Here is a 25,136-nt window from a genome sequence, read left to right as displayed (position 1 = left end):
ATATCTCCTATAGATGTCATTCGAAATCTAAATAGGAGCGTACCATGCGTGTGAGTCGCATTCAGGCTGAGGAAAACCGGCAGACTGTGATCAACGTGGCGAGCCGTCTTTTTCGGGAGCACGGTTTCGACGGCATCGGTCTCAAGGATTTGATGGAGGCAGCGGGCCTGACCCAGGGTGGCTTCTACAAGCAGTTCGCCTCTAAGGAGGATTTGGCGGCTCAGGCGTCGACGCGGGCGTTGGAGAGCGCTTACTGCCGATGGACAGCGGCGGTCACTGCAAATCCTGAGGATCCGCTTGGCCCGGTGATCGGCTTCTATCTCAGCGCCGGGCACCGCGAGGAAAAGACCGACGGTTGTCCAATCGTGGCGCTCGGTTCCGACGCCGCTAGACACGGCGTCGCGGTGAAGGCGTCGTTCGAAGCTGGGATCAGGACTTATCTCGACATCCTCGAACGTCTGATTTCGGAAACGCAGGGCGAAGAGTTCAAAAGCAAGGCGATGGCAATTCTTTCATTGATGGTCGGTGCGCTGACGCTCTCGCGTGTCGTCAACGATCCCGGCCTTGCTCAGGCCTTTCTGGATACGGCTGCTGCGCAAGTCCGAAATATTGCCGCCGCGTGATCGGGCATGACCACACCGTGAACTAGTCGATCGGAGGGTGTTTGACCATGCCAGCAGGTACATCCGTCCGGCGGACCGCAATCCTGACGATCGCCGGCCGAACCTTTCTTCGACAGGGCTATTCCGATGCCTCGATGGATGGTATCGCCGCCGAGGTGGGCGGCTCCAAGAGCACGCTCTATCGTTATTTCCCTTCCAAAGCGGCACTGTTCGCAGCCTATGTCGAGGAAGTCGGGACTTTGACCTGGTCTGCCCTTGCCGCTGTGCAGGTGGAGGAAAAGGGAACCGAGGCTGTACTGGAGAACACGGCGCGAGCCTATCTGAACTTGATACTGTCCCCTTCAGCGCTTGCCGTGACCCGCCTCGTGATGGCTGAAACCGGTCGTTTTCCGGAGATTGGCCGGACCTTCTACGAGCGCGGAATTCGGCGCGCGGAAAGTCAAATCGCAGCCATATTGCAGCGTTTGGCAGAGCGGGGCGACGTACCCGGCTGTAACTTTCTGGCACTGCCCGGCGCTGCCGCTCATTTCCGGTGTCGCTTTCTTCTGAAAATTATCTTTGAAAAATCTGGGCGCCAAAGACATTGTCTTCTCGATACCAGAGTGCCTCTCCCCCTTCCGAATCAATCGTTTAATCAGCGCTTTCTAAAGATAATTTTCAATTGCAAACTCTACTTGAGCATCAACGTAAACTTCGGCATGGATTTCTATCAACTTCTGCTAAAGCTGTTGCAATTCCGAAATTCAGGTCCGTTCGCTACCTCTCATGAGACGTGCGCGCGGATGGGAGTATCTAGCGGGAGATCCGGGCGTTGAGTGCCATGGAGGCGGTTGGTTGGTAGCCCATAGCCGAGGGTGCTGAGGACGGAGGCAGGGGTGCTGTAGACACATTTCTCCCCTGATCCATGCTGGGACGGGCTTCGGGACGGTCGCCGCTCGGCGCAGGTTGTCGGCGATGGAGGTGAGCCGAACCTGCAGACTAAAACGCGCCAAGCCGCAGTAGCGGGCGCGGCGCAAGCCACAGCTGCGCTTCCAAGTGCCAAAGATCTTTTCCAATTGACGCCGGATGATCCCCACCTGCCGGTTCCACGCCTCCAGCCGACGCAGCGCGGCCTCGCCATTCCCCGGCGTCAAATGGCGGCCAGCGGCAGAAAGCGCATGCTGTGGCGTTGCGCGATGGCCGGAATGTTTGGGTACGTCATAGTGGCTGATCATCGGATCGGCGACGGTGTGGCACGCACGATGAAGGCCGTGCAGGATGCGGCGGTTTACCCTGCCAAACAGCACAATGTCCGGAACGGAACAGCCCAACTGGGCCCTTTTTTGACCAAAATGGGCTTGGCTTTTGGACTTTTACAGGAACCAACAACGTTCTATCCTCACTGAAATGCCTTCTGGTGAATACCGTGACCGACCGAGACCTCGATCTTACGGCACTGACTGCAACTGTCACTGCCGCATATCTCGAGAACAACAACGTTTCGATGCAGACTGTGCCGTCCGTGATCACTTCCGTCTACGCGGCTTTTGCTAGCCTTGGGAAGGCTCTGCCGCCGACGGAGGCGGAGCGTCCGGCCCCGGCCGTGCCGATCCGTAAGTCCGTGACGTCGGACTACATCGTCTGCCTGGAGGACGGCAAGAAGCTGAAGATGCTGAAGCGCCACTTGCAGAGCGCCTACGGCATGACTCCGGACGAATACCGCACGCGCTGGGGCCTGCCGGCGGACTATCCGATGGTGGCGCCGAGCTACGCCGCGACCCGCTCGAACCTGGCGAAGGCCGCCGGCCTGGGGCGGAAACCCGGCAGCGGCCAAAGACGGGGCACAGCTCCTGTCTGACGCGAACCATGAGCACTTGGCGCCGGTCAACGCCGGGTGATCACGCACCCCACCCCTTTGATCAACCCTCCGTGACCGCGTCCTTGACGGCCTCCTCGATGTCGCCGCGCCCTGACCGGCCTCACGACCAAACGTCAAGGCCGCCCAGCGGCGCCAGGGCGCTGGAGGACAAGTTGGCGCGCTGACCGAATTCATCATAACCGAACGATGATCAGGCGATCTTGCGGGTGACCGGCACGTCCAAGCTGGTCATGATGTTCATGCCATTGCCGTCGGCTGGGCTTCAGTTCATGTGGCGTTTTGTCCAGTTTCTTGAGTAGCCACATTCAACTGTGTGCGCAACGTTTCGGCCAAGAGCTTGGCCGAAACCGGCTTGTGCAGGATGAGGAGCCCATGGGCGGCCGCCTCACGCAAGCTCTCCGTGCCGGTTTCCCCGGTCAACAGGACCCCAGGGATGGTGTGCCGGCAGGAGTCCCGTATCCGGGCAACCGCCTCCGTTCCCAGACGCCCTTGGCCCAACCGGTAGTCAGCCAAGATGATATCAGGGCATCGCCCGGCAACGCGCAGGCGATCGATGGCCTGATCGGCACTCGACGCAACGACAACGGTGCAGCCCCAGTCTTTAAGCATCGTCTGCAAGGCCATCAGCACCATCACATCGTCGTCGATGACAACGGCAAGCCACTCCCGGTCCAGCCGTGCGACCCCCGCCTCTTCGACCGGACCAGAGGGCAATGCGGCGGCTCCGCGCGGAACCGCAAAGATGAACGTCGAGCCGTGACCGACTTGGGACCGGACGTTGACCTGATAGCCAAGCAGGCTGGCGATCCGCTGCACGATCGCGAGGCCCAGTCCGAGCCCCTGCTGCCGGTTGCGCTCGACGTTGGCAACCTGATGGAACTCGTCGAAGATGCGGTCGAGTTCCTCCGATGGAATGCCGATCCCGGTGTCTTCCACCTCAATCCGGATGCGCTCCGGCTCCGGCACGCAGCGGACCGTGATACCCCCGCGCTCGGTGTAACGCACCGCATTCTCGATCAGATTGCGCAGCAGGCGCCCCAAAAGGACACGGTCGCTGCGGACCGTCTCGAAACAGTCGAGCATATGCCATGTCAGCCCCCGGCTCTCGGCGACCGGCTGGTAGGCGATACGGAGTTCGTCGATGACGGTGTTCAAGGGGAAGTCCTCGAGCGTGACCTTCACCAAGCCGGCGTCAAGCTTGGACACGTCGAGCAGGCTGTCGAGCAACCCCTTAAGGGCATCCAGACTACGCTCAAGATGGGCCAGTTTCTCCCGTCCCGATCCGTCGAGGTGCCGTTCCAACGCTCCAGCGAACAGGAACAGCGACTGCATGGGCTGGCGAAGGTCATGGCTGGCGGCGGCCAGGAACTTGGACTTCGACCGCGAGGCCGCCTCGGCTTCCCGCTTGGCGGCGTCCAGCAACTGCTTGGCCCGGCGCTCTTCCGTCACGTCACGGACAATGACGCCAACCGCGACGACCGTGCCGTCGGCCCCCTTCAGAGGGTAGAAGTCCTCGATCCAGTCGAGTTCGGTGCCGGGGTGGCGATCCGTCGTGCCGTGCAGTTCAACGCCGCGGACGGTTTCTCCGGTGTCGAGGACTTGGCGAAGCAGGGGCTCCGCCGTTTCGCGCAGGGATGGGACAACGTCCCATGCATGCCGCCCGATGTGGTCGGCGACCGACACGCCATTTATCTCGGCCAAGGCCTCATTGACGCGGACGAAGTTCAGGGCGCGATCGAACACGGCGAGGCCAATGGGGGCGGTGTGGTAGAGGCTTTCCAACTCGTCAAACTGCCGGCGCTGAGCGGCTGCGGCTTGTTCGGAGATGGTCTTGGCGCGCTTGAGTTCCTCCTCGGTGCGCTCGCGGTAGCGCAAGTGACGGCGCAGCACCCATGACACCGCCAGCACCGATCCCAGGAGTACGGTTGCGGAAATCAGCAGCGACCGCAGCATCGCGGCGTCGGCCACTGCCATCCTGCCATCCCGATCGATATTCAGGATGCTGCGGGTTTCCCTCACGCCGACTTCCGGCGGCGAATGCGCCGTAATCAGACGCCTGCCCCTGCCGTCATCGATGTCGGTCACCTCGCGTTGCGTTGCCCCGAGCAGCGGGTGCAGGAACTCCGGCAACCCTCCCGGAGGGGCACTGCCTTCCGGAGCACGCGCGAACAGCGTCCCCGCCCGGTCCGCGATCAACAGGCTGGCGTGCGGAGGCAAGGGCTTGCGCTGCAGGAGATCTTCAAGCCAGGCGGTGTCGATCACCGCGTTGACGGTTCCGGCAAACCGTCCGGCATCATCCACGTACCGCCTGACCAATGGAATCATCGGCTTGCCAGAATACTCTGACGGTCGGCTTAAGCCCTGAATGATGCCGTCAGTGATGTGGGCTTGTTGGAAGGTGGACCGATCCGCAATGGAGTGACCGAGCGCTAAGGGTTCGGTGGAGCACCGAATGACACCATTGGCGTCGGTGACGGTGAACATAAAGTGACGTGGGTAGTATGTTCTCAGACGCGCCAGGACAGTGGCGCATTGGGCTGAGCTCATCGCCCCGACCCCGGTGTCGATGAGCGCACTCAGCGCGCGGCCGGCTTCGCCAAAGACATGCTTCTGCTCATCTTCGATGTTGATGAGCCAACGGTTGGCCTCTTCGTAAAGTTCGGCTTCCTGCTCGGTCCTGACGCTGAAAGCACTGGTGAGGATGATGGCGAACAGGGGGGCTGCGATCAGAAGCAGAAGCAGCGGGACCCACGTGGAAGCCTTCTCGGTCGTGACCAGGCCGAGCCACCTGTCAGTCGTCACGAGGGGCATCGCCTTTGGTGCCGAGACGGGGCGACGTCGGTTGGTCGTTGGGCATGTGGTGGCTTGATAGCGAGAAGTCCGAATGTCCCAGGACCGTACTGGGTCTCATGGGGAACGTCGATCATTCAATGGGCATATGACGGGTCGGCAGTGTCGCGGGAACGGAAATAGCGCTTCGCACTCAACATGCGCGCAACTCGTTCGTGCTGGCGCGGTCGTGGCTTGCCAAACGGCCATGGCCCGCTTCCAGAAGGTGCGCCGGGTACCCTGTCGTGTGCACCCCACGCTCCAGTCCGGCCCGACGGCAATCTTCAGGCCGTTCGGCCAGCGGGCTGACGTCGATGACAATGTCCAGGTCGCTGCTCGCCTTCTACGCCTTCCCCGCCGAGCACTGGGACCATGTGCGGACCACCAACCCCATCGAAAGCGTGTTCGCCACCGTCCGCCACCGGACCGTCCGCACCAAGGGGGCGCTCTCGCAAGACACCGCCAAGCTGATGGTCTTCAAGCTGATCACTGCCGCCGCGAAGACGTGGCGCCGCCTGCAGGGGGAAAACCAGTTGCCCAAGGTCATCCAGGGCGTCACATTCCGTGACGGCATCGAGGTCACCGAAGCCGCCTCACAGGACGCCGCCTGACCAGACCGTCACCCAATTTCCTGCATAGCTCTCCAACACGTGGCGCATCTTGGCCGCCAACGCCTCGCGGCTGAAGGGTTTGCTCAACAGCGACGCGCCCTCGTCCAGCCGTCCATGGTGGACAATGGCGTTGGCGGTGTAGCCGGACGTGGCCGGGGCTACAGTTCCGCCTGGCTCGCCTCCGTGATCAGGAGACGCGGACAGAGTTCGGGCGTCCGAGGTCGAGCATGCGGTTGAGGACTGCGGCGGCGATGGCCACCTCGGTGGCTTGCGCCTCATCGGCGTGGAAGCGCAGGGCCGGTCCGATGACCTGCTTCCAGCGGCCGATCTGACCCTCTACCCGCGCCCGCACATTGTACTGGCTGTCCCGTTGCCAAGCCATCCGGCCGTTCTCCGCGATCATCTGGATGTGCCGGTCGCGCTGCGTGGGCGCGGTCGCGGCGGTGTCGCTGAGCACAACGTCGGCACGGGGCGGTGCCACGACCGCGGCTTCGGGATGACGCTGGTGGACCGAGGCGTAAACCCCAGTCCGGTCATAGGCACCATCCCCGGTGAGCGCGGCCACCGGTTCGTCGATCTGGTCGAGCAACGGCCCGACCTGAGCGGCATCGTCGCCGTCGCGGTCGGTCAGCGTGGCCGCAACGATCCGGCCGTTCTCCGCATCCACGCCGAGGTGCAACTTCCTCCAGGAGCGCCGCTTCTTCGTGCCATGCTTCTCGATCAACCATTCGCTCGGCCCGCACAGCTTCAGCCCCGTGCTGTCCACCAACAGGTGAAGGGGGCCGCTGGATGAGCGTGGCTTGCTGGGCAGCGCGACGGTCCTGGTGCGCCGGGCGATGGTGGAACGATCGGGCACCGGCAGGTCGAGCCCGAGCAGCTGCAGGATGCAGCCGATCAGCCCTTCGGTCTGGCGCAACGCCAAGTGAAAGACCGCGCACAGCATCAATGCTGTCGTGATTGCCAGATCCGAGTAGTTGGGCTGCCCGCCCCGTGTCGTCCGTGGCGCCGCCTTCCAGCTCGCAATCGCCTCATCAGTGACCCAGACCGTCAGGCTGCCCCGCTGCCGCAAGGTGGCATCGTACTCTGCCCAGTTCGTCACCCGGCACTTGGGCCGGGGAATGTGATGACGACGAGCGGCGTTGGCCTTTTGCGGCATGATGTACAACCAGAGAGCGGACGGGGCCTCTGCCTACGCCAGCAAGCCCATCCATGCAACACGCGGACACCCTGTCTCAACATGCGCAAAGTTGAAGGTCACTTTCGTGTAGTGACTCCTGCTCCGCGATCATCGAAAGAAGAAATAAAATAACAAAATCTGATGATGCTCAGTGATTGCGTGAACTGATGCCGAGCTCCTCGTACGTTTTAATCGCAGTCACCGGGCGATGCCCAGTCACACCACGGAGATTGCGATGACCATCACTGCGACCGCGACCGAAGGCGCCGACACGCTGCAGGGCACTTCCATTGACGATACTTTCAAAGGACTGGGCGGCAACGACCAGATCTTTGGCGGAGCCGGGGCGGACACCATCACCGGCAACGCTGGCGACGACATGATCTATGCGGACAGCTACGGCGGCACCGGGGCCGACACCGAGGGCACGTGGAACAAGCTGTTCGGCGACGCCGGGGACGACGTGCTGGTCAGCGGCGCCGGTTTCGACGACCTGTGGGGCGGGGTCGGCAACGACACGCTGACCGGCGGGGCCGGTTGGGATTGGTTCGTGTTCGAGCCGGGCAGCGGCGTGGACGCCATCACCGACTTCACGCCGGGCAGCGACCAGATCATCGTCATGTCGAACATGAACGGGGCCGGCGATCCGGTGCTCAGCCAGAACGCCGACGGCACGGTGGTCGACTTCGGCGCCGGCAACGCCGTGCTGCTCCAGGGCGTCGCCCTGGCCGAGTTGCCGGCCGACGCCATCGTCACCGCCCCCTACAGCGACGGGCCGTCCTTCTACACCACCGCGGTGGAGGCCCTCCTGGGCTGAGCTTCGCGTTTCCTTCCGCTTCGGATTTGCCAAGTGAGAAACCTCGGGCTCCGCGCCATCCGCGCGGAGCTCTTTCTTTGTCAGCTCTTCTTTTCCGCAGTCGCAAAAGGCGAAACGCATCCGCCTCTGCGCCGTGTCGGGCGGATGCGGTTGGGGAGTAAGCTGGTCCCCGGTCGGACTCCTGCCCGCCGAATGGACAAAGAGGAGGGGTGCCCATGGGCCGGGCCTCTCTGCTGCCATGCCTGCTGACCGAGTTTGCCATTCTGGCGGCGGGAATGGTTCGCGCCGAAGACCCGACGACGGCCGATCAGCTCGCCCGGCAGGCCGAGGCGCACCGGGCGGAAGGCAAGCTCGAGCAGTCCTTCAACGAGCTGCTGCGAGCGCGCGCCCTGGCGGAAAAGTCCAGCGATCCGGGCCTCCTGTCCGCCATTGACGCCGCTCTGGCGGATGTCGGAAGTGCGGGCGAGTTCGACGGACGGGCTCGGGAAGGCTGGGCAAGGGCGCTCGACCGCCTGCTGGCCGAAATCGATCCCGGTCAGGAGCGCACCCGGGCGGCGGCGCTCAACACACTGGGCCGGCTGCGCGACACGCCAGATTCCGTGGACGCCTTCCGACAGAGCGCCGTGCTGGCGCGGCGGGCCGGCGACCCGGCGCTGGCGGCGACGGCCGGCATCAACGCCGCGCGCCGCCTCGCGGCTATGGGTGCGCCGGCACAGGCCGAAGCCGCGCTGACGGAGGTGGAACGCGATCTGGCGGCGCTGGAGGACGGCGGCGCAAAGGCCTTTCTGCTCGTCGCCCAGGGCATCGCCCTGATGGACGTGCAGGCGGCGGCGCGGCAGAGCCGCGGCTCCCTCGCCCGCCGCAGCCATGATTGCTTCGTAAAGGCCGCCGAGCTGGCGCGGGCGGCCGGAGACCGGCGCACCCTGTCGGCCGCGCGTGGATATTTGGGCACCCTGTATGAGCGGATGGGCCGCCCCGACGATGCGCTCGTCCTGACGCGGGAGGCCAGCTTCTGGGCGCAGGAGAGGATGGCCGCGGACCTCCTGTTCCGCTGGCACTGGCAGGCCGGGCGGCTGCATCGCAGCCAGGGCCGGACGGCGGACGCCCTGATGGCCTATGACGCCGCGACCGCCGCCATCCGGCGCATACGCTCCGACCTGCTGCGCGCCTATGGCGGTTACGGCTCCCTGTTCCGGGAGGCCATCGGGCCGGTCTATCTGGAATCCGCCGACCTGCGGCTCCGTCAGGCCTCCGCCCTGCGGGGCACGCCCCAGGCGCAACGGCACCTCGTGGCCGCCCGCGACGCCCTGGAGCAACTGAAGGCGGCGGAGCTGGAGGACTATTTCCAGGACGACTGCGTGGCGGCGCTGAAGGCCAAGGTCCAGACCATCGATCCGCTGGCCCCCGGCACCGCCGTGCTCTACCCCATCCTGCTGCCCGACCGGCTGGAGCTGCTGCTGAGCCTGTCCGACGGGCTGCACCAAGCCACCGTTCCGGTCGGCGGGGCCGAGGTCGGGGCGGTTGCGGCCAGCTTCCGCCGGCAGCTGGAGCAGCGGACCAGCTCCCGCTTCCTCGGCGATGCGCGGCGGCTCTACGACTGGCTGGTCCGGCCCTTCACGCCGCTGCTGGAGGCGCGGAAGGCCGACACGCTCGTCCTCGTGCCGGACGGGCCGCTGCGCAGCATTCCGATGGCCGCCCTCCACGACGGGAAGCGTTTCCTGGTGGAGCGCTACGCGCTGGCGGTCACGCCCGGCCTCAGCCTGATGGAGCCGAAGCCGCTGACCGTGCAGCAGGCCGAGCTGCTGCTGGCCGGGTTGACCGAGAGCGTGCAGGGCTTCCCCGCCCTGCCCTTCGTCGAGTCGGAAATCAAGACGATCCATGGCGCGCTGGGCGGGACGGTGCTGGAAAACCGCAGCTTCGTCATCGAACGGGTGGGGCGGGAGCTGAACGCGGCGCCCTACTCCATCGTCCACATCGCCTCGCACGGAAAATTCGAGCCGGAGGCGAGCGACAGCTACATCCTGGCCTACGACGGGCGGCTCAGCATGGACCAGCTCGAGCGCTTCGTGAAGCTGAGCCAGTACCGGGAGGAGCCGGTGGAGTTGCTGACGCTCAGCGCCTGCCAGACGGCGGCGGGAGACGACCGGGCGGCCCTGGGCCTCGCCGGGGTGGCGATCAAGGCGGGGGCGCGCAGCGCGCTCGCCTCGCTGTGGTTCATCAACGACCAGGCTTCGTCGCAGCTGATCGCCGACTTCTATCGGCGGCTGGCCACCGGCGCGCCCGGCAAGGCGGAGGCGCTGCGGCAGGCCCAGATCTCCATGCTGACGGATGTGCGTTACCAGCACCCCGGCTATTGGGCCGCCTTCCTGCTGATCGGGAACTGGCGATGAGGGAGCGGATCGTCCCGTCGCTGCTGATCGGGCAGGCCGCCGTGTTCGCGGTGCTGCTGATGCATCTGCTGGGCTGGCTGCAACCGCTCGACCTGCTGGCCTACGACAACGGGCTGAAGCTGCGCGCCCGGCCGGCGGTGGACGACCGCATCGTGCTGGTCGGCGCGCGGGAGGCGGATCTGGCGGCGCTCGGCTGGCCGTTGTCCGACGGTCAGCTGGCCGACCTGCTGAAGGCGCTGTCCGCCGCGAAGCCGGCGGCCATCGGTGTGGACATCTACCGCAACTGGCCCATCGGCGACGGCCAGGGCGAGCTGGAGCGGATGCTGCGGGAGAACCCCGACATCGTCTGGGTCAACCGCCAGCCGTCGGAAGCGGGCGGGGCCATCGCCGCGCCGTCGGTGCTGGCGACGCCGGACCGCATCGGCTTTTCCGACATCCTGGTCGATCCCGACGGGGTGGTCCGCCGCAGCCTGCTGTTCCTGGAAGACCCGTCGGGGCAGCACGCCACGGCGCTGTCCATGGTCATGGCGCTGCGCCTGCTCGGACACCGGGGTATCGTCCCGCAGTCCGACCCGGAGGAGCCGGAGCACATGCGGCTGGGCGCCGCCACGCTGCGTCCGGTGGAGGCGACGGACGGCGGCTATGCCGGGGTGGACGCGCGCGGCTATCAGTTCCTGCTCGACTACGCCCTGGGGCCGGGGCCGATCCGGGATTTCTCGGTGCGGGAGGCGCTGGAGGGGCGGGTTCCGGCCGAGGCGTTGGCCGGGCGGCTGGTGTTCGTGGCGGTCACCGCCGACAGCGTGAAGGACTATTTCCGGACGCCGGTGGACAGCGGCTTCGCCTTTGGCGCCGTGGTGCACGCCCAGGCCACCGGCCAGCTTCTCCGCATGGCCCTGGGCGAGGCGACGCCGACGGCGAACCTGCCGGACTGGGCCGAACTGGCGGTGACCGTCGCCGTCGGGCTGGCCGGTTCCCTCCTCGCGCTGGCGATGCACGGACCGCTGGCCTTCGCCCTGCTGCTGGCCGGGGGGACGGCGCTGCTGACCGGGCTGTGGTTCGCGGCGCTGGCGCAGGCGCTGTGGGTGCCGCTGGCCGCGCCGCTGGGGGCATGGGCGCTGGCGCTCGGCCTCGTCACCGCCTTCCTGTCCCGCCGGGAGCGGGCCGACCGCGAGGCGCTGATGAACCTGTTCTCCAGCCACGTGCCGGGGCCGGTCGCCAAGGAGCTGTGGGAGCGCCGGCACCTGTTCATGGACGGCGGGCGGCCCCGGCCTCAACGGCTGACGGCGACCGTCCTGTTCTCCGACGTCGCGAATTTCACGCCGATTTCGGAGAAGATGGAGCCGGAGGAGCTGGACGCCTGGCTGCACGACTACATGGGCGCCATGGTCCCGGTCATTCAGGATCACGGTGGCCTGCCCCTGCGCTTCGTCGGCGACGCCATCCTGTCCGTCTTCGGCGTGCCCGTCCCTCGCGAGACGGAGGAGGAGATCGACCGCGACGCCGGCAACGCGGTCTGCGCCGCACTCGCCATGGCCGACGTGCTGGCCCGCCTGAACGAGGGCTGGGCCAGGCAGGGCCTGCCGCCGGCCGGGATCCGGGTCGGCATCTACACCGGCCCGATGGTGGCCGGCAGCATCGGCGCGCCGGGGCACATGGAGTATTCGCTGACCGGCGACGCCGTGAACACGGCGGCCCGCCTGGAAGCGCTCGCCAAGACGGTCGGCACCGACGTGCCGGGGCGGCCCTGCCGGATCCTGGTGGGCGATCCGACCTGGGAGAGGCTGCGCGGCGCCTTCCGGAGCTCGGCGGTCGGCGAAGTGCCGCTGAAGGGCAAGGACCGCAAGGTCGGCGTGCACGTCATCCTCGGCGAGGCGGGCGCGGAGGTGCCTGACGCGGAGGTGCCTGACTCGGGGGAGCCGGACGCGGACGTGTTGCGGCTCACAGCGCCGCCGGCCCCGGCGCCGCTAACATCCGGACCATCATCGACCGATGGGGCCGGACCGATCACCGATTCACGCAAGAAGGGAGCCACGGGATGACGCGCCATCCGATCCTGGCGGCGACGCTCGCCGCGACCACGATTCTGTCCGCCGGCCTGCCGGTTGCCGCCCAGGCGGCCTCCTCCGAACGCGGCGGCGCGCAGGAGGCCGCCGTGCCCGGCGGCGGCATCGTCTATGTCCCGCCGTCGCGCGGCGCGCCACAGGGGCGCATCGGCGGCAGCACGCGCGGGCCGGTTGGCGGGTTGCCCAGCCTGGAGGTGCTCGCCCCCGACCATGCCGGCCTGACGGCCTCGCCGCAGCCGACCCTGCTCTGGTACCTGGGGGCACCGGCGAAGGGGCCGATCGAGATCGTCGTCGATACGGTGGAGATGTCGGGACGCCCGCCCCTGCTGGACGTGACGCTGCAGCGCCCATCACCCGGCATCAACGCCGTCGATCTGGCGCAGCACAAGGTCCGGCTGGAGCCGGGGCGGCTCTACCGCTGGTCGGTCGCGATGCAGGTGGATCCGGCGCAACGGTCGGGCGACGTGCTGGCGTCGGGAATGATCGTCTACCAGACCGGAGCGAGCCCGGCGGTGGACCGCAAGGCCCCGGCGGCAACGGCGGCGAGCCGGTTGGCCGCCCAGGGATACTGGTACGACGCGCTGGCGGTCCTGTCCCGCGCCATCGCCGGCCAGCCCGGCGACGCCGGCCTGCGGGACCTGCGCGCCTCCCTGCTGGAACAGGTGGGATTGCGCGAGCCGGCGGCGTACGACCGCGCGGGCAGGAGGGAGTGAGGCCGTCGCACCGGCCCGGGGCGGCCGGGCGGGGATCTCAGAAAACCCTTGCGGTGACGCGGAACTGCACGCCGTGGTCCTGGAGGGAGTCGCCGTCCGCATCCGGCACGTCGCGCAGGGGCCGGGCGTAGGTCAGTTGCAGGCTGACGTCGGGGGAGACGTCCCAGCGCAGGCCGAGACCGACGCCGGCGATGGCGCGCGGGGCCGGCGTCGGTTCCCCGTGGTTCCAGCCCCGGCCGTAATCCAGGAAGGGGACGAGCGACACGCGCCCGTCCTCGGCATCGCGCGACAGCGGGGGTAGCGGGACCTGGAACAGCGGAAACCGCCCCTCCAGCGACAGGACGAGCCCCTGGTCGCGGACCAGCGTGTTCTCGCGGTAGCCGCGCACCGTGTCGAAGCCGCCGATGGCGATGCGCTCGTTGGGCAGCAAGGTGTCGTTCGAGAGTTGCGCGTCGGCCCGCAGCACGATCTGGTTGCCCCGCTCGTCCAGGCGCCTCGCCCATTGGAACTGGCCGAGCCAGGCGAGGAACTGACCGTCGGGCGCACCCGGCTCATGATGGACGGTGGCCCCCAGCGCGTCGATGCCCAGGCTGAAGACGGAGCGCAGAGCGATCACCTCCTCCGGCCGGCGGCGCAGCCAATTCTGCGACAGGCGCAGCACCGTCAGGGTCGCCCGGCCGTCGTCCACCCCTTCGGAAAAGGTGAAGGGCCGTCCCAGCAGGAAGGTCTCCGTCCGGTTGCGCGACAGGGTCAGGCCGACGTCCAGGCGGTCCCGCGCGGTCAGGATCACCGGGTGGGAGACGCCGGCCTCGTAGGTGCGCACGCGGCTCTCGATATCCAGCTCGTCCAGCGGGGCTTCCACGATGCGGGCGCGGGCGTCCTCCGCCCGCAAGCGCAGCGTCGTGCCGGCGGAGGTCACCGGAAGCTCGAAGGCCGCCCAATAGTCGTGGGAGCCGCGCGTCTGCTCCAGGTCGATCTCCAACGCGTCGCCCCAGCCCGTCAGGTTGCGGACGATGCCGAAGGCGTTGCCCCGCAGTTCCCCCGTGGTCGGGGACGAGGCGTTGTCGACGTTCAGCCACAGCGCGTAGGGCCGCGCCCGCGTCACCGCCACGCCCAGGCGGCTTTCCCCCAGCCGTTCGCCCGGCCCGAGTTCGGCGTTGATGCGCTCGATCAGCGGGTCCTGGAGCAGCAGCAGCACACGCTCCCGCAAAGCGTTGACGTCCAGCGGCGTGGTGACTCCGCGCGCCAGCCGGCGTTCGACGTAGCGGGGGTCGAGCCTGCCGGTCCCGGTCACGTCGATGCCGGAAAGCACGCCTTCCACGATGCGGACGGTGACGATCCCGTCGGTGACGTCCTGGTCCGGCAGCACGGCGCCGGAGGTGATGAAGCCCCGCTCGATGTGCAGTTCGGTCAGGCGCCGCTGGAGCTCCTGCAACTCGTCGGCTTCGACCTCCCGTCCGGCGAAGGGGGCGGCGGCGGCGGCCAGCTCGGCCGTGGGGATCGCCGTGTTGCCTTCGAAGCGGTAGCCCTTCACGAAGACGCGTGGCGCCTGCGAGAGCGGCGGCGCCCGTTCCGGCCGGTCGAGGACGGGGGGCGGCAGGATGTCCGGTCCGGAGGGTTCGAACCCGGGAAGGTCCGGGCGTTCGCGCGTGCCCCGCTCCGGCAGCGGGGGCGTGATTTGGGGCGGCATGATTTGGGCCGGCGTGATTTGGGCCGGCGTGATTTGGGATTGGGCCGATGACGCCGTGGCGATCAGCAGGGCCATGGCCCCGGCGATGCACCGGCCCGCGGGCACCGGGTCACCGCGCCGGCTGGCCGTAGTCGGCGATCTGCTGCGGCTGCAGCAGTGTGATGTAGCCGTTCTCCACCGCGATCAGCTCCTCGTCCTGCCAGGTGCGGAGCTGTTTGTTGATGCTCTCACGGCTGGTGGCGATCAGGTTGCCGAGATCCTTCTGAGACAGCTTCAGGTCGATGCGCAACCCGTCCCGGGTGCGGCGGCCGTAGCTGGCGCCGAGCCGGACCAGCAGGCGGGCCATGCGCTGCGGCAGGTCGAGCAGGGCCAGATCCTCCACCAGCAGGCTGGTCTGGCGCAGGCGGTCGCACATGACCTCCAGCATCTTGATGGCGACCTGCGGGCTCTTTTCCAGGAAGGGGACGAAGTCGCGCCGTTCGATGACCAGAAGCACGCAGTCCCCGATGGCGGTGGCGTCGGCGGTGCGCGGGCGTCCGTCGAGCAAGGCGATCTCGCCGAAGATGCCGCCGGTTTCCACGACCTTGAAGACGATCTCCTTGCCGCTTTCGGAGACCGTGCCGATGCGGACGTTGCCCAGCAGCACGGCCATCATGCCGCTGCCTGGATCGCCCTTCTGGAAGATGGTCTGGCCGTTCTTGCACCGGCGCTCCCCTGCGAAGGCGAGGATCGCGTCCACGTCCTTGCCGCTGATGCAGCGGAACAGGTCGTGCTGAAGAAGAAGCTGGCGTTTGAAGACCGGATCGAAGCGACGCACGAATCCCTCCCATGTGGCTCCAGGGAGATCCGAACCATCGGTTGCGGCCTCCCCACTTAACGTCACCCGGAAAGCCCGTGCCAATGGAGCATCGGGGTTATCCGAATTTCGAAATGTTTGGCACCGGCGTGCCGTGCTGCGTTCGGACGCCGCCCCGGCATCACTCCTCGCGGAAGGCGCGGGCGAAGCTGTCGGTCAGCGGTGCCAGGAAATAATCGGCGGCGGTGCGGCGGCCGGTCACGACCATCACTTCCGCCGGCATGCCGGGCTGGAGGTTCAGCCCCCCGGCCCGCTGCAACTCGCCGCGGTCCACCACGATGTGTGCGCTGTAGGAGGCATCGCCCGTGCGCTGGTCGGTCAGCGCGTCGCCGGAGACATAGGTCACGCGGCCCGACAGGACGGGGGTCGTCCGCTGCTTGAAGGCGGTCAGGCGGATCCGCGCGGGCAGCCCGGTGTGGACATTGTCGATGTCGGTCGGCCGCAGCCTGGCCTCGATCAGCAGGCTGTCGTCGTCCGGCGCGATGTCCAGGATCGGCTTGCCGGCCCCGATGACGCCGCCCGCCGTGTGGACCTGCACGTTCATCACCATGCCCGTGGCCGGTGCGCGCACCACCGTCCGATCCAGCACGTCCCCGGCGGCGTGCAGGCGCTCGTCCAGTTCGCGCAGCTTGCCCTGCACCTCGCGCAGTTCCGTCGCCAGTTCCTCCGCGCGCTTGTTGCGCAGGTCGAGGATTTGCAGCCCGGTCTCGCCGCGCCGCTGCTCCGCCCGCGCAATGGAGGCGAGATATTCGCCGCGCCGGCCGCCGAGGTTCGCGGCCTCGCGTTCCAGCGACAGCAGGCGCGACTTGCGCTCCAGCCCCTTGACGACGAGGGTGCGCGCGTCCTGCATCTCCTCCGCGATCAGGCTCAGCTGGACTTCCGTGCTGGCGACCTGGGCGCGCAGCCCGTCGGCCTCGGCGTCGAGCTGGGCGGTTCGCTGGATCAGGATGTCCACCTGCCCCCGCAGGCTTTCCCACCGCGCGGCGAAGAGGCGGCGCTGCCCGTCGAGCAGTTCGGCGATGCGGGCATCCTGGTCGTGGGCGGCCCGGACGGCGAGATGCGGCGGAAAGGCCACCTCGTCGGCTCCCGCCCGCTCCGCCAGCAGGCGGGCCTCGCGGGCCAGCAGTTCATCCTGCTGGGAACGCAGCGTGTCCAGCGCGCTGCGCGCCTGGGTCTGGTCCAGGACGACCAGCGGCGCGCCGGCCTCCACCCGCGCGCCCTCGGCGACGAGGATGCCGCGCACGATGCCGCCTTCCAGATGCTGCACGGTCTTGCGGCGGCTCTCGACCACCACGTGTCCGGCCGCCACGGCCGCGCTGTCCAGCGGCGCCGTCAGGGACCAGGCGCCAAGGACGCCGGTGAAAACCGTGAGGGACAGGACGCCCGCCAGGATGATGCGGCCGGGGTTGGGGGCGGCGGCGACAGCGGAGCTGAGGGCGGAGCTGGCGGTGGAGTTGGTGGCGGTGGAGTTGGGGGCGGAGTTCGCGGTGTCGGCGATGCTGGTCATGGCGGGGATCCTTTCGCGAAAACGAGGGTCAGGCGGCGGAAGAGGAGATGGCGTCCCGAGCCTGGGCGGGGCGGGGCTGGCCCAGGGCGGCGATCACCTCGTCGCGCGGTCCGAACCGGGCCACAGCGCCGTCCCGCAGGACGAGCACGCAGTCGGCGACGCGCAGCAGGTTCGGCCGGTGGCTGGTGGCGACAACCGTGGCGCCGCGCGCCTTCAGCGCGGCGATGGCCTTCTGCAACGCCGCCTCGCCGGGGCCGTCGAGATGGGCGTCCGGCTCGTCGAGCACGACGAGGCGAGGGTTGCCGAACACGGCGCGGGCGAGCGCCAGACGCTGGCGCTGTCCGGCGGACGGCAGGAAGCCTCCGCTGCCGAGGCGGGTTTCATAACCCCGGGGCAGGCGCAGGATCATGTCGTGGACGCCGGCAATCGTCGCCGCCTCGGTCACGCGGTCCAGCGGGGCCTCCTCCATGCGGGCGATGAAGGCGCGGACGGTGCTATCGATCAGGTCGCCGTCCTGCGGCAGATAGCCGACATGGCGCCCGAGTTCGCCCCGGTCCCAGCCCGCCACGTCCACGCCGTCCAGCCGCACCGCCCCGGCCTGGGCCGGCAGCGCGCCGACCAGCGTTCGCGCCAGCGTGGTCTTGCCGGCCCCGGAGGACCCGACCACCACCAGCACGGTACCCGGCTCCATCGCGAAGGAGACGTTCTTCAGCAGGGACCGGGCACCGGGAATGGGACTGGCGGCGATGCCTTCGACCGACAACAGGCCCCGTGGCGGCGGAAGGCCGCGGACGGTGCGCCGCGGCGCCGGAGTTTCCAGATGGGCTGCCACGCGCCGCCACGCTGCACGCGCCGCCGCCAGCGTCCGCCATGCACCGATCACCTGCTCCACCGGAGCCAGCGCACGGCCGAGAAGGGTGGCGCTGGCGAACAGGGCGCCACCGGTGATCGCATGATCGACCACCAGATAGGTGCCGACCGCCATGATGGCGACCTGCACGACCAGACGGACCCAGCGGGTCAGGGAATAGGCGGTGGCGTGCCGGGCGCAGGCGCGCTCCCCCTGGTCCAGGGCGGCGGCGTTTCCCGCCGCCCAGCGCTCGACCACGGCGGCCGACATGCCCATGCAATGGATCTCTTCCCGCGAGCGGACCGCCGCCTCGACGAAGCGCTGGGCGGTCGTGCCGGCCTCGCCGGAGGCGGCGACGGCGCGGCGCGTCAGAATCTCGCCCGCCCAGGCGATGGCGAACAGCGTCAGGGCGCCGCCGGCCGCCACCAGCCCCAGCAGCGGGTGCAGGGCGAACAACGCCACCAGATAGACCGGAACCCACGGGACATCGGCCAGGGCGGCGACCACGGGGCTGCCCATGGTCTGCCGCAGCACCGCCAGTTCGCGCAGGGTGGTGAGATCGGCGCCCTGCCGGCCACCGGACATGGTCAGCGCGCGGCGCAAGCACTCCGGGGCGAAGCGCCGCTCCACCCAGCTGGCGACGCGCAGCAGCAGGCGGGCGCGCAGGATCTCCAGCCAGCTGACGAAGACGAGTGCGACCAGCGCGATCACAGTCAGATAGAACAGCGTCTCCAGGCTGCCGCTGGACAGGACGCGGTCATAGACCTGCATGGAATAGAGCGGCAGGGTCAGTGCCAGCACGTTGATGGCGGCGCTGAAGCCCGCGGCGGCAACCAGGCAGCGGCGGGCGGGGGCGAGCGGTGACATGACGGGCGATTTTCCCTTTCCGGTGCGCCGGAGCCATCCCCACGGCGTGCCGTCATTCCGCCACAGGCTTGTGCGCGGGGGAGTGAGCGCCACCACCACCCCTCCGTGTTCCGCGCAATTCCTGCAAAGCTGCCCCAGAAATTCCAACGGACTGCAAAGGAAATAAAATATCAAAATTTGGCGATTCTCGGTGATGGCGTGAACTGATGCCGAGCCCTCAATGCTTTTTAATCGCAGTCACCGGGCGATGCCCAGTCACACCACGGAGATTGCGATGACCATCACTGCGACCGCGACCGAAGGCGCCGACACGCTGCAGGGCACTTCCATTGACGATACTTTCAAGGGACTGGGCGGCAACGACCAGATCTTTGGCGGAGCCGGGGCGGACACCATCACCGGCAACGCTGGCGACGACATGATCTATGCGGACAGCTACGGCGGCACCGGGGCTGATACCGAGAGCGCCTGGAACAAGCTGTTCGGCGATGCCGGGGACGACGTGCTGGTCAGCGGCGCCGGTTTCGACGACCTGTGGGGCGGGGTCGGCAACGACACGCTGACCGGCGGGACCGGGGCGGACTGGTTCGTGTTCGAGCCGGGCAGCGGCGTGGACGCCATCACCGACTTCATGCCGGGCACCGACCAGATCATCGTCATGCCGAACATGAACGGGGCCGGCGATCCGGTGCTCAGCCAGAACGCCGACGGCACGGTGGTCGACTTCGGCGCCGGCAACGCCGTGCTGCTCCAGGGCGTCGCCCTGGCTGAGTTGCCGGCCGACGCCATCGTCACCGCCCCCTACAGCGACGGGCCGTCCTTCTACACCACCGCGGTGGAGGCCCTCCTGGGCTGAGCGTCGCGTTTCCTTCCGCTTCGGATTTGCCATGTGAGAAACCTCAGGCTCCGCGCCTTCCGCGCGGAGCTCTTTCTTTGTCAGCTCTTCTTTTCCGCAGCCGCAAAAGGCGAGACGCATCCGCCTCTGCGCCGTGTCGGGCGGATGCGGTTGGGGGGTAAGCTGGCCGGCACTCGGAACGCGGAGGGCGTCGCATGCGGCGGAGACTCCTGCTCACCCCCGTGGTCGCCCTGCTGTCACCGGCGGCCGCCTTGGCTCAGATTGCCACCGACGGCACGACCGGCCCACGCGTGAGCCTATCGGGCAAGGTTGTGGAGATCGGCGCCAGCCTCGGCACCCAGGCCGGTGGGAATCTGTTCCATAGCTTCGACCGCTTCAACGTCAACCAGGGTCAGACGGTGACCTTCACCGGGCCGGGCAACGTGCGCAACGTGGTCGGCCGGGTCACCGGCGGCAGCCCGTCGGCGATCGACGGCACGCTGCGCTCCACGGTCGGGCAGGCCGATGTCCACCTCATCAACCCGGCCGGCATGACCTTCGGCCCCAACGCCGTGGTGGACGTACCGGCCAGCCTGCACGTCGGCACGGCGCACGAGGTGCGCTTCGCCGACGGCGCGCGCTTCTCCGCTCTGGACACGGGCGGGAGCAGCTTCACCGCCTCCCCGCCGGCCGCCTTCGGTTTCCTCGACCGGCCCGCGGGGGCGCTGAAGGTCGATGGCGCACGGGTGTCCGTGAAGCCGGGCAAGGCCCTGTCCCTGGTCGGCGGCGACGTCGAGGTGCGCGGCGGGGCGACGGGTCGCGTCGAGGCGCCGGGCGGGAGCGTGACCGTGGCGTCCCTGACCGGGTCCGGGCAGGTGCGCCTCGCCGACGGCGCTGTGAACGCCGTCAGGCAGGGGAAGGTCCGGCTGCACGACGGCGCGTCCATCGCCTCCAGCGGCGACGGCGGCGGCAGCGTCCTGATTCGCGGGGACTCCCTGACGGTCGAGAACGCGACCGTCGCGGCGAACAACACCGGCGGCGCCGACGCCAAGGGCAGCCTCGACGTCCGGAGCGGGTCCCTGGACATCGCTGGCGGCGCTCTCATCAGCGTCGCGACGGGGAGCGGCCTGGGTGCGCCCATCAGCCTCCAGGCCGCAGACGTGACGCTGCGCGGGGGAGCGCGCGTCAGCAGCATCGCCTTCGGCCCGGGCGGTGCCGGCCCGATCGCGGTCACCGCTGGCCGCCTGTCCATCGAGGGCGTCGGGGTGAGCTTCTCGACCCTCATCGACAGCCAGGCGGCCTTCTTCGCGACCGGGTCGGCCGCCCCGATCACGATCGCCGCCGACAGCGTGGACATCCACAAGGGTGGCGCGATCCTGAGCCGCACCTACGGGGGAAGCAGAGCCGCCGATATTTCCGTGAGCGCCGGCAGCCTCACCATGTCCGGCGATTCGTCGGGCGGCGTGCGGTCGCGGATCGTCAGCGAGGGCTATCCCTGGGCGACCGGGGACACCGGGTCGGTCACGCTGGGGATCACCGGGCCGCTGCGGATGAGCGACACCGCCCAGATCGGCAGCCGCATCGAAGGGTTCGGCCACGCCAGCCCCGTCACCGTCGATGCGGGCACGATCACCATCACCGGCGGTGCGGGCGACGTGTTCACGGGCCTGATCAGCCAGGTCACGGAGACCGCGACGGGGACCGGGGGCGTGGTTTCCGTCCGTGCCGGCGCCATCGACCTGTCCGGCCCCTACGCGCAGATCGCCAGCGACACGCTCGGAAGATCTCGTGCCGGCGACGTGACGGTCGAGGCCGGACGCCTGTCGATCACCGGGGTGAAAGGCGTCTTCGACGATTTCAGGGGCGTGTTCGTCGGCATTCAGGCCAACACGAGCGGCGGCGGGCACGCCGGCACAGTCCGCGTCAGCACCGCCGGCCCGCTGACCATCGCCGACGGCGGCGAGATCGGCAGCAACACCTTCAGCGCCGGTCACGCCGGAGACGTCACGGTGACCGCCGGCTCGCTGTCGATCACCGGAACCGGGACGTCCGTCCTGACGGGGATCACGAGCAACGCCGACAACGGCTCCACCAACGACGCCGGCACGGTTCGCGTGATGACGACAGGCCCGCTGACCATCACCAGCGGCGGTGAGATCGGCAGCAACACCTTCACCACGGGAAACGCCGGGAATGTCATCGTGACCGCGGGGTCGCTGTCGATCACCGGCAATCACGGCAAGAGCTTCACCGGCATCTCCAGCAACGCCAACCGCCGTTCCAGCGGCAATGCCGGCACGGTCGGCGTCGCCTCGGCCGGCGCGCTGACCATCGACCAGGGCGGCGAGATCGGCAGCAACGGCTTCAGTTCCGGCAACGCGGGCGACGTCACCGTATGGGCCGGCTCGATGGCCATCACCGGCGACGGCGGGCAGAGCTTCACGGGCATTTCCAGCAACGCCAACCGGGGCTCCAGCCCCGACGTGCGCGAGGGCAACGCCGGCATGGTGACCGTAGGGGCCGGCATGCTGGCGATCAGCCAGGGAGGCTCCATCGCCAGCGACACCTTCGGCGACGGCAACGCGGGGGCGGTGACGGTCCATGCCGGAACGCTGGCGATTATGGGCATCCCCGACGAGGTTTTCACCGGCATCTCCAGCAACGCCGAGCCCGGATCCAAGGGCGATGCCGGAACGGTCCGCGTCACCACCACCGGCGACTTGGCGATCCTCAACGGCGGTGAGATCGGCAGCAACACCTTCGGTGAGGGCGATGCCGGAGCCGTGACGGTCAAGCCCGGATCGCTGTCGATCCACGGCGTCGACGGTCCGCCGCGCCTGACCGGAATCGGAAGCAGCGCGGAACAGGGCTCGGGCGGCCAGGGCGGCATCGTCCATGTGACGACGGCGGGGCGGATTTCCCTGACCCATGGCGGCCAGATCCGCAGCACCACCTTCGAGAAGGGGAATGCCGGCTCGGTGACGGTGCAGGCCGGCCAATTGCTGATCGACCGCCAGGGCGTCCCGACAGCGACCGGAGTGCTGAGCAGCGCCCAGCCGGGCTCGACCGGCGATGGCGGCTCCGTCACCATTCGCGCAGGCGATCTTCTCCTGCGCCGGGACGGGACGGTCAGCGCGGAAGGCGAGGGAACGGGGACGGGCGGATCGGTCGCGATCACGGCGACGGACCAGTTGGCGCTGGACGGTGCGGCCATCCGGACCCAGACCACCACGGCGAACGGCGGCGACATCACCATCCAAGTCGGCCGGCTGCTCGACCTGCACGAAAGCGCGATCACGACCTCGGTCGCCGGCGGCACCGGCAGCGGCGGCAACATCGTCATCGATCCGCCCTTCGTGGTGCTGGACGACAGCCGAATCCAGGCCAACGCGCAGAAGGGCAACGGCGGCAACATCACGATCCGGGCCGACCAGCTGTTGTCCTCCCCCGCGACGGTGATCGAAGCGTCTTCGGCCGAGAGCGTGTCGGGGACCATTTCCACCCCGGCGCCCGACAACACCATCGCCAGTAGCCTGGTCAAACTGCCGGAGAGCTTCCTGGGCAGCCGGGACCTGCTGCGCGACACCTGCGCCGGCCGGGGCGGGCGGGCGAGCAGCAGCCTGATCGTCGGCAACGGTGGCGGCCTGCCGCTGGACCCCGCCGTCCCCCTGCCCTCTCCCTACGGCGTGCCGGCAGGCGGAAAGGCCGGTGACGCATCAGGGCCGGCGGCGCCGCTCCGGTTCCAGATGGCCGCGAGGCCGGGTTGCCGATAGGCGGGCGAAAGGAAGGCCCCCGGTTCCGGCTTCGCCCCACCGGAGGCCTCCCCTGAGCGGGTCACACGGCTGCGATCAGGCAGCCGCGATCAGGCGGTCATTATCGGCGATCCAGTCGAGCAGCGTGCCGTAGCTCGCTATGACATCATGGGCGGCAACGCCGGTGGAGACGATGCCGACGACGTGACCGACGCCGTTCTCCTCGTACCAGACCGGCCCGCCGGAATTGCCGGGATGGACCTCCAGACCACTGATGTCGATGAAGTCGTCGAACGGGTTGTCCGCGACCCAACCCATATCGTTCATCATGTTGTTGCCATACAGATCCGGGAATCCGGTCAGGTTGACGCTGCCGGACACGAAGGTCGGATCGATCTCCATCCAGCCCGTCTCGTAGCCCAGCGCCACGCCGAGATCGAGCAACGCGTAGTCGAGTTCCACCCCTTCCAGGCCCGCGCCGCCGTTGCCGGACACGATCAGGCCGTCCCCGTTCGGATCGAAGTTGGCGTTGTAGTGCCACGAGACGGCGTCCACGCTTCCGAACGGCGCCGTGAAGGGAGACGGGTCGAAGGCCGGGGTGACGGTGATCTCGATCGGGCTCTGGCCCGTCGTCGAATCGTAGACGACGTGGGATGCCGTCAGGACGTCATTCGGTCCGACCATCACACCGGACCCGGTGTGGACCTCGCCGTTCGCGTAGGTGGAGGTGATGAAGACGATGCTCTGCCAAGGATACTCGGTCTGGCTGGTCACTTCGACTTGGGACATCGCTGCTGCTCCTGTGCTGTGAACCGATGAATGGAGAATTCCGGGCACCGATCCCGAACACCATCATTGAACCCCAGGAACGAAGTACCCACAGTCGAAACGGTCACTGAAACAGCGAAAGATTAGCAATAATATTTCTAATCAGGACTGTTTGATTTTCCCAAAAAAAAGGGCCCCGCGCGAACAGCGCGGAGCCCGGAGTTTCACCATTGGAAAACCTGATCCAGGAAAACTTGGCCGATCTTGCGATCAGCCTAGAAGAGCGTTTACTGCCGTACTGTAGAAGGATGCCACGTCGCTGTAGGGGGCGGTGACGATGGCGTCGGCCGGCAACTCGGCCAGGGCGACGCCCTGGAGCAGCACCGCGTTGCCGGCGCCGAAGTCGACCACCGTGCCGTCGGCGTTCTGGCTGAGCACCGGATCGCCGGCCCCGTTCATGTTCGACATGACGATGATCTGGTCGCTGCCCGGCGTGAAGTCGGTGATGGCGTCCACGCCGCTGCCCGGCTCGAACACGAACCAATCCCAACCGGCCCCGCCGGTCAGCGTGTCGTTGCCGACCCCGCCCCACAGGTCGTCGAAACCGGCGCCGCTGACCAGCACGTCGTCCCCGGCGTCGCCGAACAGCTTGTTCCACGTGCCCTCGGTGTCGGTCCCCAGGCTGGGTTCGCTTTGGCCGGCATAGACGTCGGCGAAGATCACGTCGTCGCCGTCATTGCCGCTGATGGTGTCCGCGCCGGCCCCGCCGAAAATCTGGTCACCACCACCAAGTCCATTGAAAGTATCGTTGATGGACGTTCCCTGAAGAACGTCGGAGCCTTCGGTCGCATTCGGAACAATTCGCATGGTTTCCTCCTTGGTTTGGCAGGGCATCACCCTGTGAGGAGGATTAAAGCGCATATGTTTTCC

General features: G+C 67.9%; 19 protein-coding genes and 1 pseudogene. 11 read left to right on the top strand and 9 right to left on the bottom strand.

Annotated elements, in window-relative coordinates:
- Window positions 1–44 precede the first annotated feature (44 nt).
- Entirely contained in the window at window positions 45–623 is a 579-nt protein-coding gene (locus tag Sp245p_RS31185) for a TetR/AcrR family transcriptional regulator (RefSeq protein WP_014242599.1), read from the top strand.
- A 47-nt stretch (window positions 624–670) separates the two neighbouring features.
- Entirely contained in the window at window positions 671–1,438 is a 768-nt protein-coding gene (locus tag Sp245p_RS31180) for a TetR/AcrR family transcriptional regulator (RefSeq protein WP_109139240.1), read from the top strand.
- On the opposite strand, the gene Sp245p_RS36620 is transcribed toward Sp245p_RS31180, so the two are convergent.
- Complete coding sequence (locus Sp245p_RS36620; RefSeq protein ID WP_420867261.1) at window positions 1,367–1,699, bottom strand: transposase; 333 nt, start codon at window positions 1,697–1,699, stop codon at window positions 1,367–1,369. The genes Sp245p_RS31180 and Sp245p_RS36620 overlap by 72 nt on opposite strands.
- Between Sp245p_RS36620 and Sp245p_RS36115 the strand changes: the two genes are divergently transcribed.
- Window positions 1,679–2,008, top strand: a complete 330-nt coding sequence (locus Sp245p_RS36115) for a hypothetical protein (protein WP_244439585.1) — start codon at window positions 1,679–1,681, stop codon at window positions 2,006–2,008. The two genes, Sp245p_RS36620 and Sp245p_RS36115, sit on opposite strands and share 21 nt — an antisense overlap.
- 11 nt (window positions 2,009–2,019) lie before the next feature.
- A complete protein-coding gene (locus Sp245p_RS31170) occupies window positions 2,020–2,460 on the top strand; it encodes a Ros/MucR family transcriptional regulator (RefSeq protein ID WP_420867259.1) in 441 nt (146 codons plus the stop codon).
- 288 nt (window positions 2,461–2,748) lie between these two features.
- Here Sp245p_RS31170 and Sp245p_RS31165 read toward each other — a convergent pair whose 3' ends face one another.
- The gene (locus Sp245p_RS31165) at window positions 2,749–5,292 is read right to left on the bottom strand and encodes an ATP-binding protein (protein WP_014242595.1); all 2,544 of its coding nucleotides are present in this window, start codon (window positions 5,290–5,292) and stop codon (window positions 2,749–2,751) included.
- 347 nt (window positions 5,293–5,639) lie between these two features.
- Between Sp245p_RS31165 and Sp245p_RS31160 the strand changes: the two are divergent.
- Window positions 5,640–5,921: pseudogene (locus Sp245p_RS31160) on the top strand (transposase); the annotation flags it as partial.
- Between the two features lie 187 nt (window positions 5,922–6,108).
- Here Sp245p_RS31160 and Sp245p_RS31155 read toward each other — a convergent pair.
- Entirely contained in the window at window positions 6,109–7,077 is a 969-nt protein-coding gene (locus Sp245p_RS31155) for an IS5 family transposase (RefSeq protein ID WP_014242593.1), read from the bottom strand.
- 256 nt (window positions 7,078–7,333) lie between these two features.
- On the opposite strand from Sp245p_RS31155, the gene Sp245p_RS31150 reads away from it, so the two are divergent.
- From Sp245p_RS31150 to Sp245p_RS31135, 4 genes are all read left to right on the top strand, one after another.
- Entirely contained in the window at window positions 7,334–7,915 is a 582-nt protein-coding gene (locus Sp245p_RS31150) for a calcium-binding protein (protein ID WP_014242592.1), read from the top strand.
- A 215-nt stretch (window positions 7,916–8,130) separates the two neighbouring features.
- Entirely contained in the window at window positions 8,131–10,305 is a 2,175-nt protein-coding gene (locus tag Sp245p_RS31145) for a CHAT domain-containing protein (RefSeq protein WP_014242591.1), read from the top strand.
- Entirely contained in the window at window positions 10,302–12,344 is a 2,043-nt protein-coding gene (locus tag Sp245p_RS31140; RefSeq protein WP_014242590.1) for a CHASE2 domain-containing protein, read from the top strand. The genes Sp245p_RS31145 and Sp245p_RS31140 overlap by 4 nt, the downstream gene beginning before the upstream one ends.
- Window positions 12,341–13,081 carry a DUF928 domain-containing protein gene (locus Sp245p_RS31135; RefSeq protein WP_014242589.1) on the top strand — a complete coding sequence of 247 codons (741 nt, stop codon included), beginning with the start codon at window positions 12,341–12,343 and terminating at the stop codon, window positions 13,079–13,081. Before Sp245p_RS31140 ends, Sp245p_RS31135 begins: the two co-directional genes overlap by 4 nt.
- Window positions 13,082–13,118: 37 nt before the next feature.
- On the opposite strand, the gene Sp245p_RS31130 is transcribed toward Sp245p_RS31135, so the two are convergent.
- The 4 genes from Sp245p_RS31130 to Sp245p_RS31115 form a co-directional block, all read right to left on the bottom strand.
- On the bottom strand, window positions 13,119–14,771 hold the full coding sequence (locus Sp245p_RS31130) for a ShlB/FhaC/HecB family hemolysin secretion/activation protein (RefSeq protein WP_158310475.1): 1,653 nt from the start codon (window positions 14,769–14,771) through the stop codon (window positions 13,119–13,121).
- A 109-nt stretch (window positions 14,772–14,880) separates the two neighbouring features.
- Complete coding sequence (locus Sp245p_RS31125; RefSeq protein WP_041814719.1) at window positions 14,881–15,588, bottom strand: Crp/Fnr family transcriptional regulator; 708 nt, start codon at window positions 15,586–15,588, stop codon at window positions 14,881–14,883.
- A 160-nt stretch (window positions 15,589–15,748) separates the two neighbouring features.
- Window positions 15,749–17,134: an HlyD family type I secretion periplasmic adaptor subunit gene (locus Sp245p_RS31120; protein WP_014242586.1), complete on the bottom strand. Its 1,386-nt coding sequence runs from the start codon at window positions 17,132–17,134 to the stop codon at window positions 15,749–15,751.
- A 28-nt stretch (window positions 17,135–17,162) separates the two neighbouring features.
- Window positions 17,163–18,851: a type I secretion system permease/ATPase gene (locus Sp245p_RS31115; protein WP_041814717.1), complete on the bottom strand. Its 1,689-nt coding sequence runs from the start codon at window positions 18,849–18,851 to the stop codon at window positions 17,163–17,165.
- A gap of 274 nt (window positions 18,852–19,125) precedes the next feature.
- Here Sp245p_RS31115 and Sp245p_RS31110 point away from each other — a divergent pair, with 274 nt between their 5' ends.
- Window positions 19,126–19,707 carry a calcium-binding protein gene (locus Sp245p_RS31110; protein ID WP_014242584.1) on the top strand — a complete coding sequence of 194 codons (582 nt, stop codon included), beginning with the start codon at window positions 19,126–19,128 and terminating at the stop codon, window positions 19,705–19,707.
- 194 nt (window positions 19,708–19,901) lie between these two features.
- Window positions 19,902–23,459, top strand: coding sequence for a two-partner secretion domain-containing protein (locus Sp245p_RS31105; RefSeq protein WP_109139238.1), 3,558 nt, complete (start codon window positions 19,902–19,904; stop codon window positions 23,457–23,459).
- Window positions 23,460–23,534: 75 nt separating this feature from the next.
- On the opposite strand, the gene Sp245p_RS31100 is transcribed toward Sp245p_RS31105, so the two are convergent.
- Together Sp245p_RS31100 and Sp245p_RS36385 are read right to left on the bottom strand one after the other, a co-directional pair.
- Entirely contained in the window at window positions 23,535–24,227 is a 693-nt protein-coding gene (locus Sp245p_RS31100) for a trypsin-like serine peptidase (protein ID WP_014242581.1), read from the bottom strand.
- A 249-nt stretch (window positions 24,228–24,476) separates the two neighbouring features.
- Entirely contained in the window at window positions 24,477–25,073 is a 597-nt protein-coding gene (locus Sp245p_RS36385; protein ID WP_014242580.1) for a calcium-binding protein, read from the bottom strand.
- Window positions 25,074–25,136 lie beyond the last annotated feature (63 nt).

It is taken from the genome of Azospirillum baldaniorum, from assembly GCF_003119195.2.
Classification (GTDB): Bacteria; Pseudomonadota; Alphaproteobacteria; order Azospirillales; family Azospirillaceae; genus Azospirillum; species Azospirillum baldaniorum.
Note: the sequence above shows the minus strand (reverse complement) of the source record. Positions and strands in the feature narration are given on the sequence as shown.

Coding starts and splice junctions, on each gene's coding strand:
- Sp245p_RS31145 (WP_014242591.1), top strand. CDS start 8,131: ATGGGCCGGGCCTCTCTGCTGCCATGCCTGCTGACCGAGTTTGCCATT.
- Sp245p_RS31185 (WP_014242599.1), top strand. CDS start 45: ATGCGTGTGAGTCGCATTCAGGCTGAGGAAAACCGGCAGACTGTGATC.
- Sp245p_RS31120 (WP_014242586.1), bottom strand. CDS start 17,134: ATGACCAGCATCGCCGACACCGCGAACTCCGCCCCCAACTCCACCGCC.
- Sp245p_RS31135 (WP_014242589.1), top strand. CDS start 12,341: ATGACGCGCCATCCGATCCTGGCGGCGACGCTCGCCGCGACCACGATT.
- Sp245p_RS31115 (WP_041814717.1), bottom strand. CDS start 18,851: ATGTCACCGCTCGCCCCCGCCCGCCGCTGCCTGGTTGCCGCCGCGGGC.
- Sp245p_RS31140 (WP_014242590.1), top strand. CDS start 10,302: ATGAGGGAGCGGATCGTCCCGTCGCTGCTGATCGGGCAGGCCGCCGTG.
- Sp245p_RS31165 (WP_014242595.1), bottom strand. CDS start 5,292: ATGCCCCTCGTGACGACTGACAGGTGGCTCGGCCTGGTCACGACCGAG.
- Sp245p_RS36385 (WP_014242580.1), bottom strand. CDS start 25,073: ATGCGAATTGTTCCGAATGCGACCGAAGGCTCCGACGTTCTTCAGGGA.
- Sp245p_RS31105 (WP_109139238.1), top strand. CDS start 19,902: ATGCGGCGGAGACTCCTGCTCACCCCCGTGGTCGCCCTGCTGTCACCG.
- Sp245p_RS31155 (WP_014242593.1), bottom strand. CDS start 7,077: ATGCCGCAAAAGGCCAACGCCGCTCGTCGTCATCACATTCCCCGGCCC.
- Sp245p_RS31180 (WP_109139240.1), top strand. CDS start 671: ATGCCAGCAGGTACATCCGTCCGGCGGACCGCAATCCTGACGATCGCC.
- Sp245p_RS31130 (WP_158310475.1), bottom strand. CDS start 14,771: ATGCCGCCCCAAATCACGCCCCCGCTGCCGGAGCGGGGCACGCGCGAA.
- Sp245p_RS31110 (WP_014242584.1), top strand. CDS start 19,126: ATGACCATCACTGCGACCGCGACCGAAGGCGCCGACACGCTGCAGGGC.
- Sp245p_RS31100 (WP_014242581.1), bottom strand. CDS start 24,227: ATGTCCCAAGTCGAAGTGACCAGCCAGACCGAGTATCCTTGGCAGAGC.
- Sp245p_RS31150 (WP_014242592.1), top strand. CDS start 7,334: ATGACCATCACTGCGACCGCGACCGAAGGCGCCGACACGCTGCAGGGC.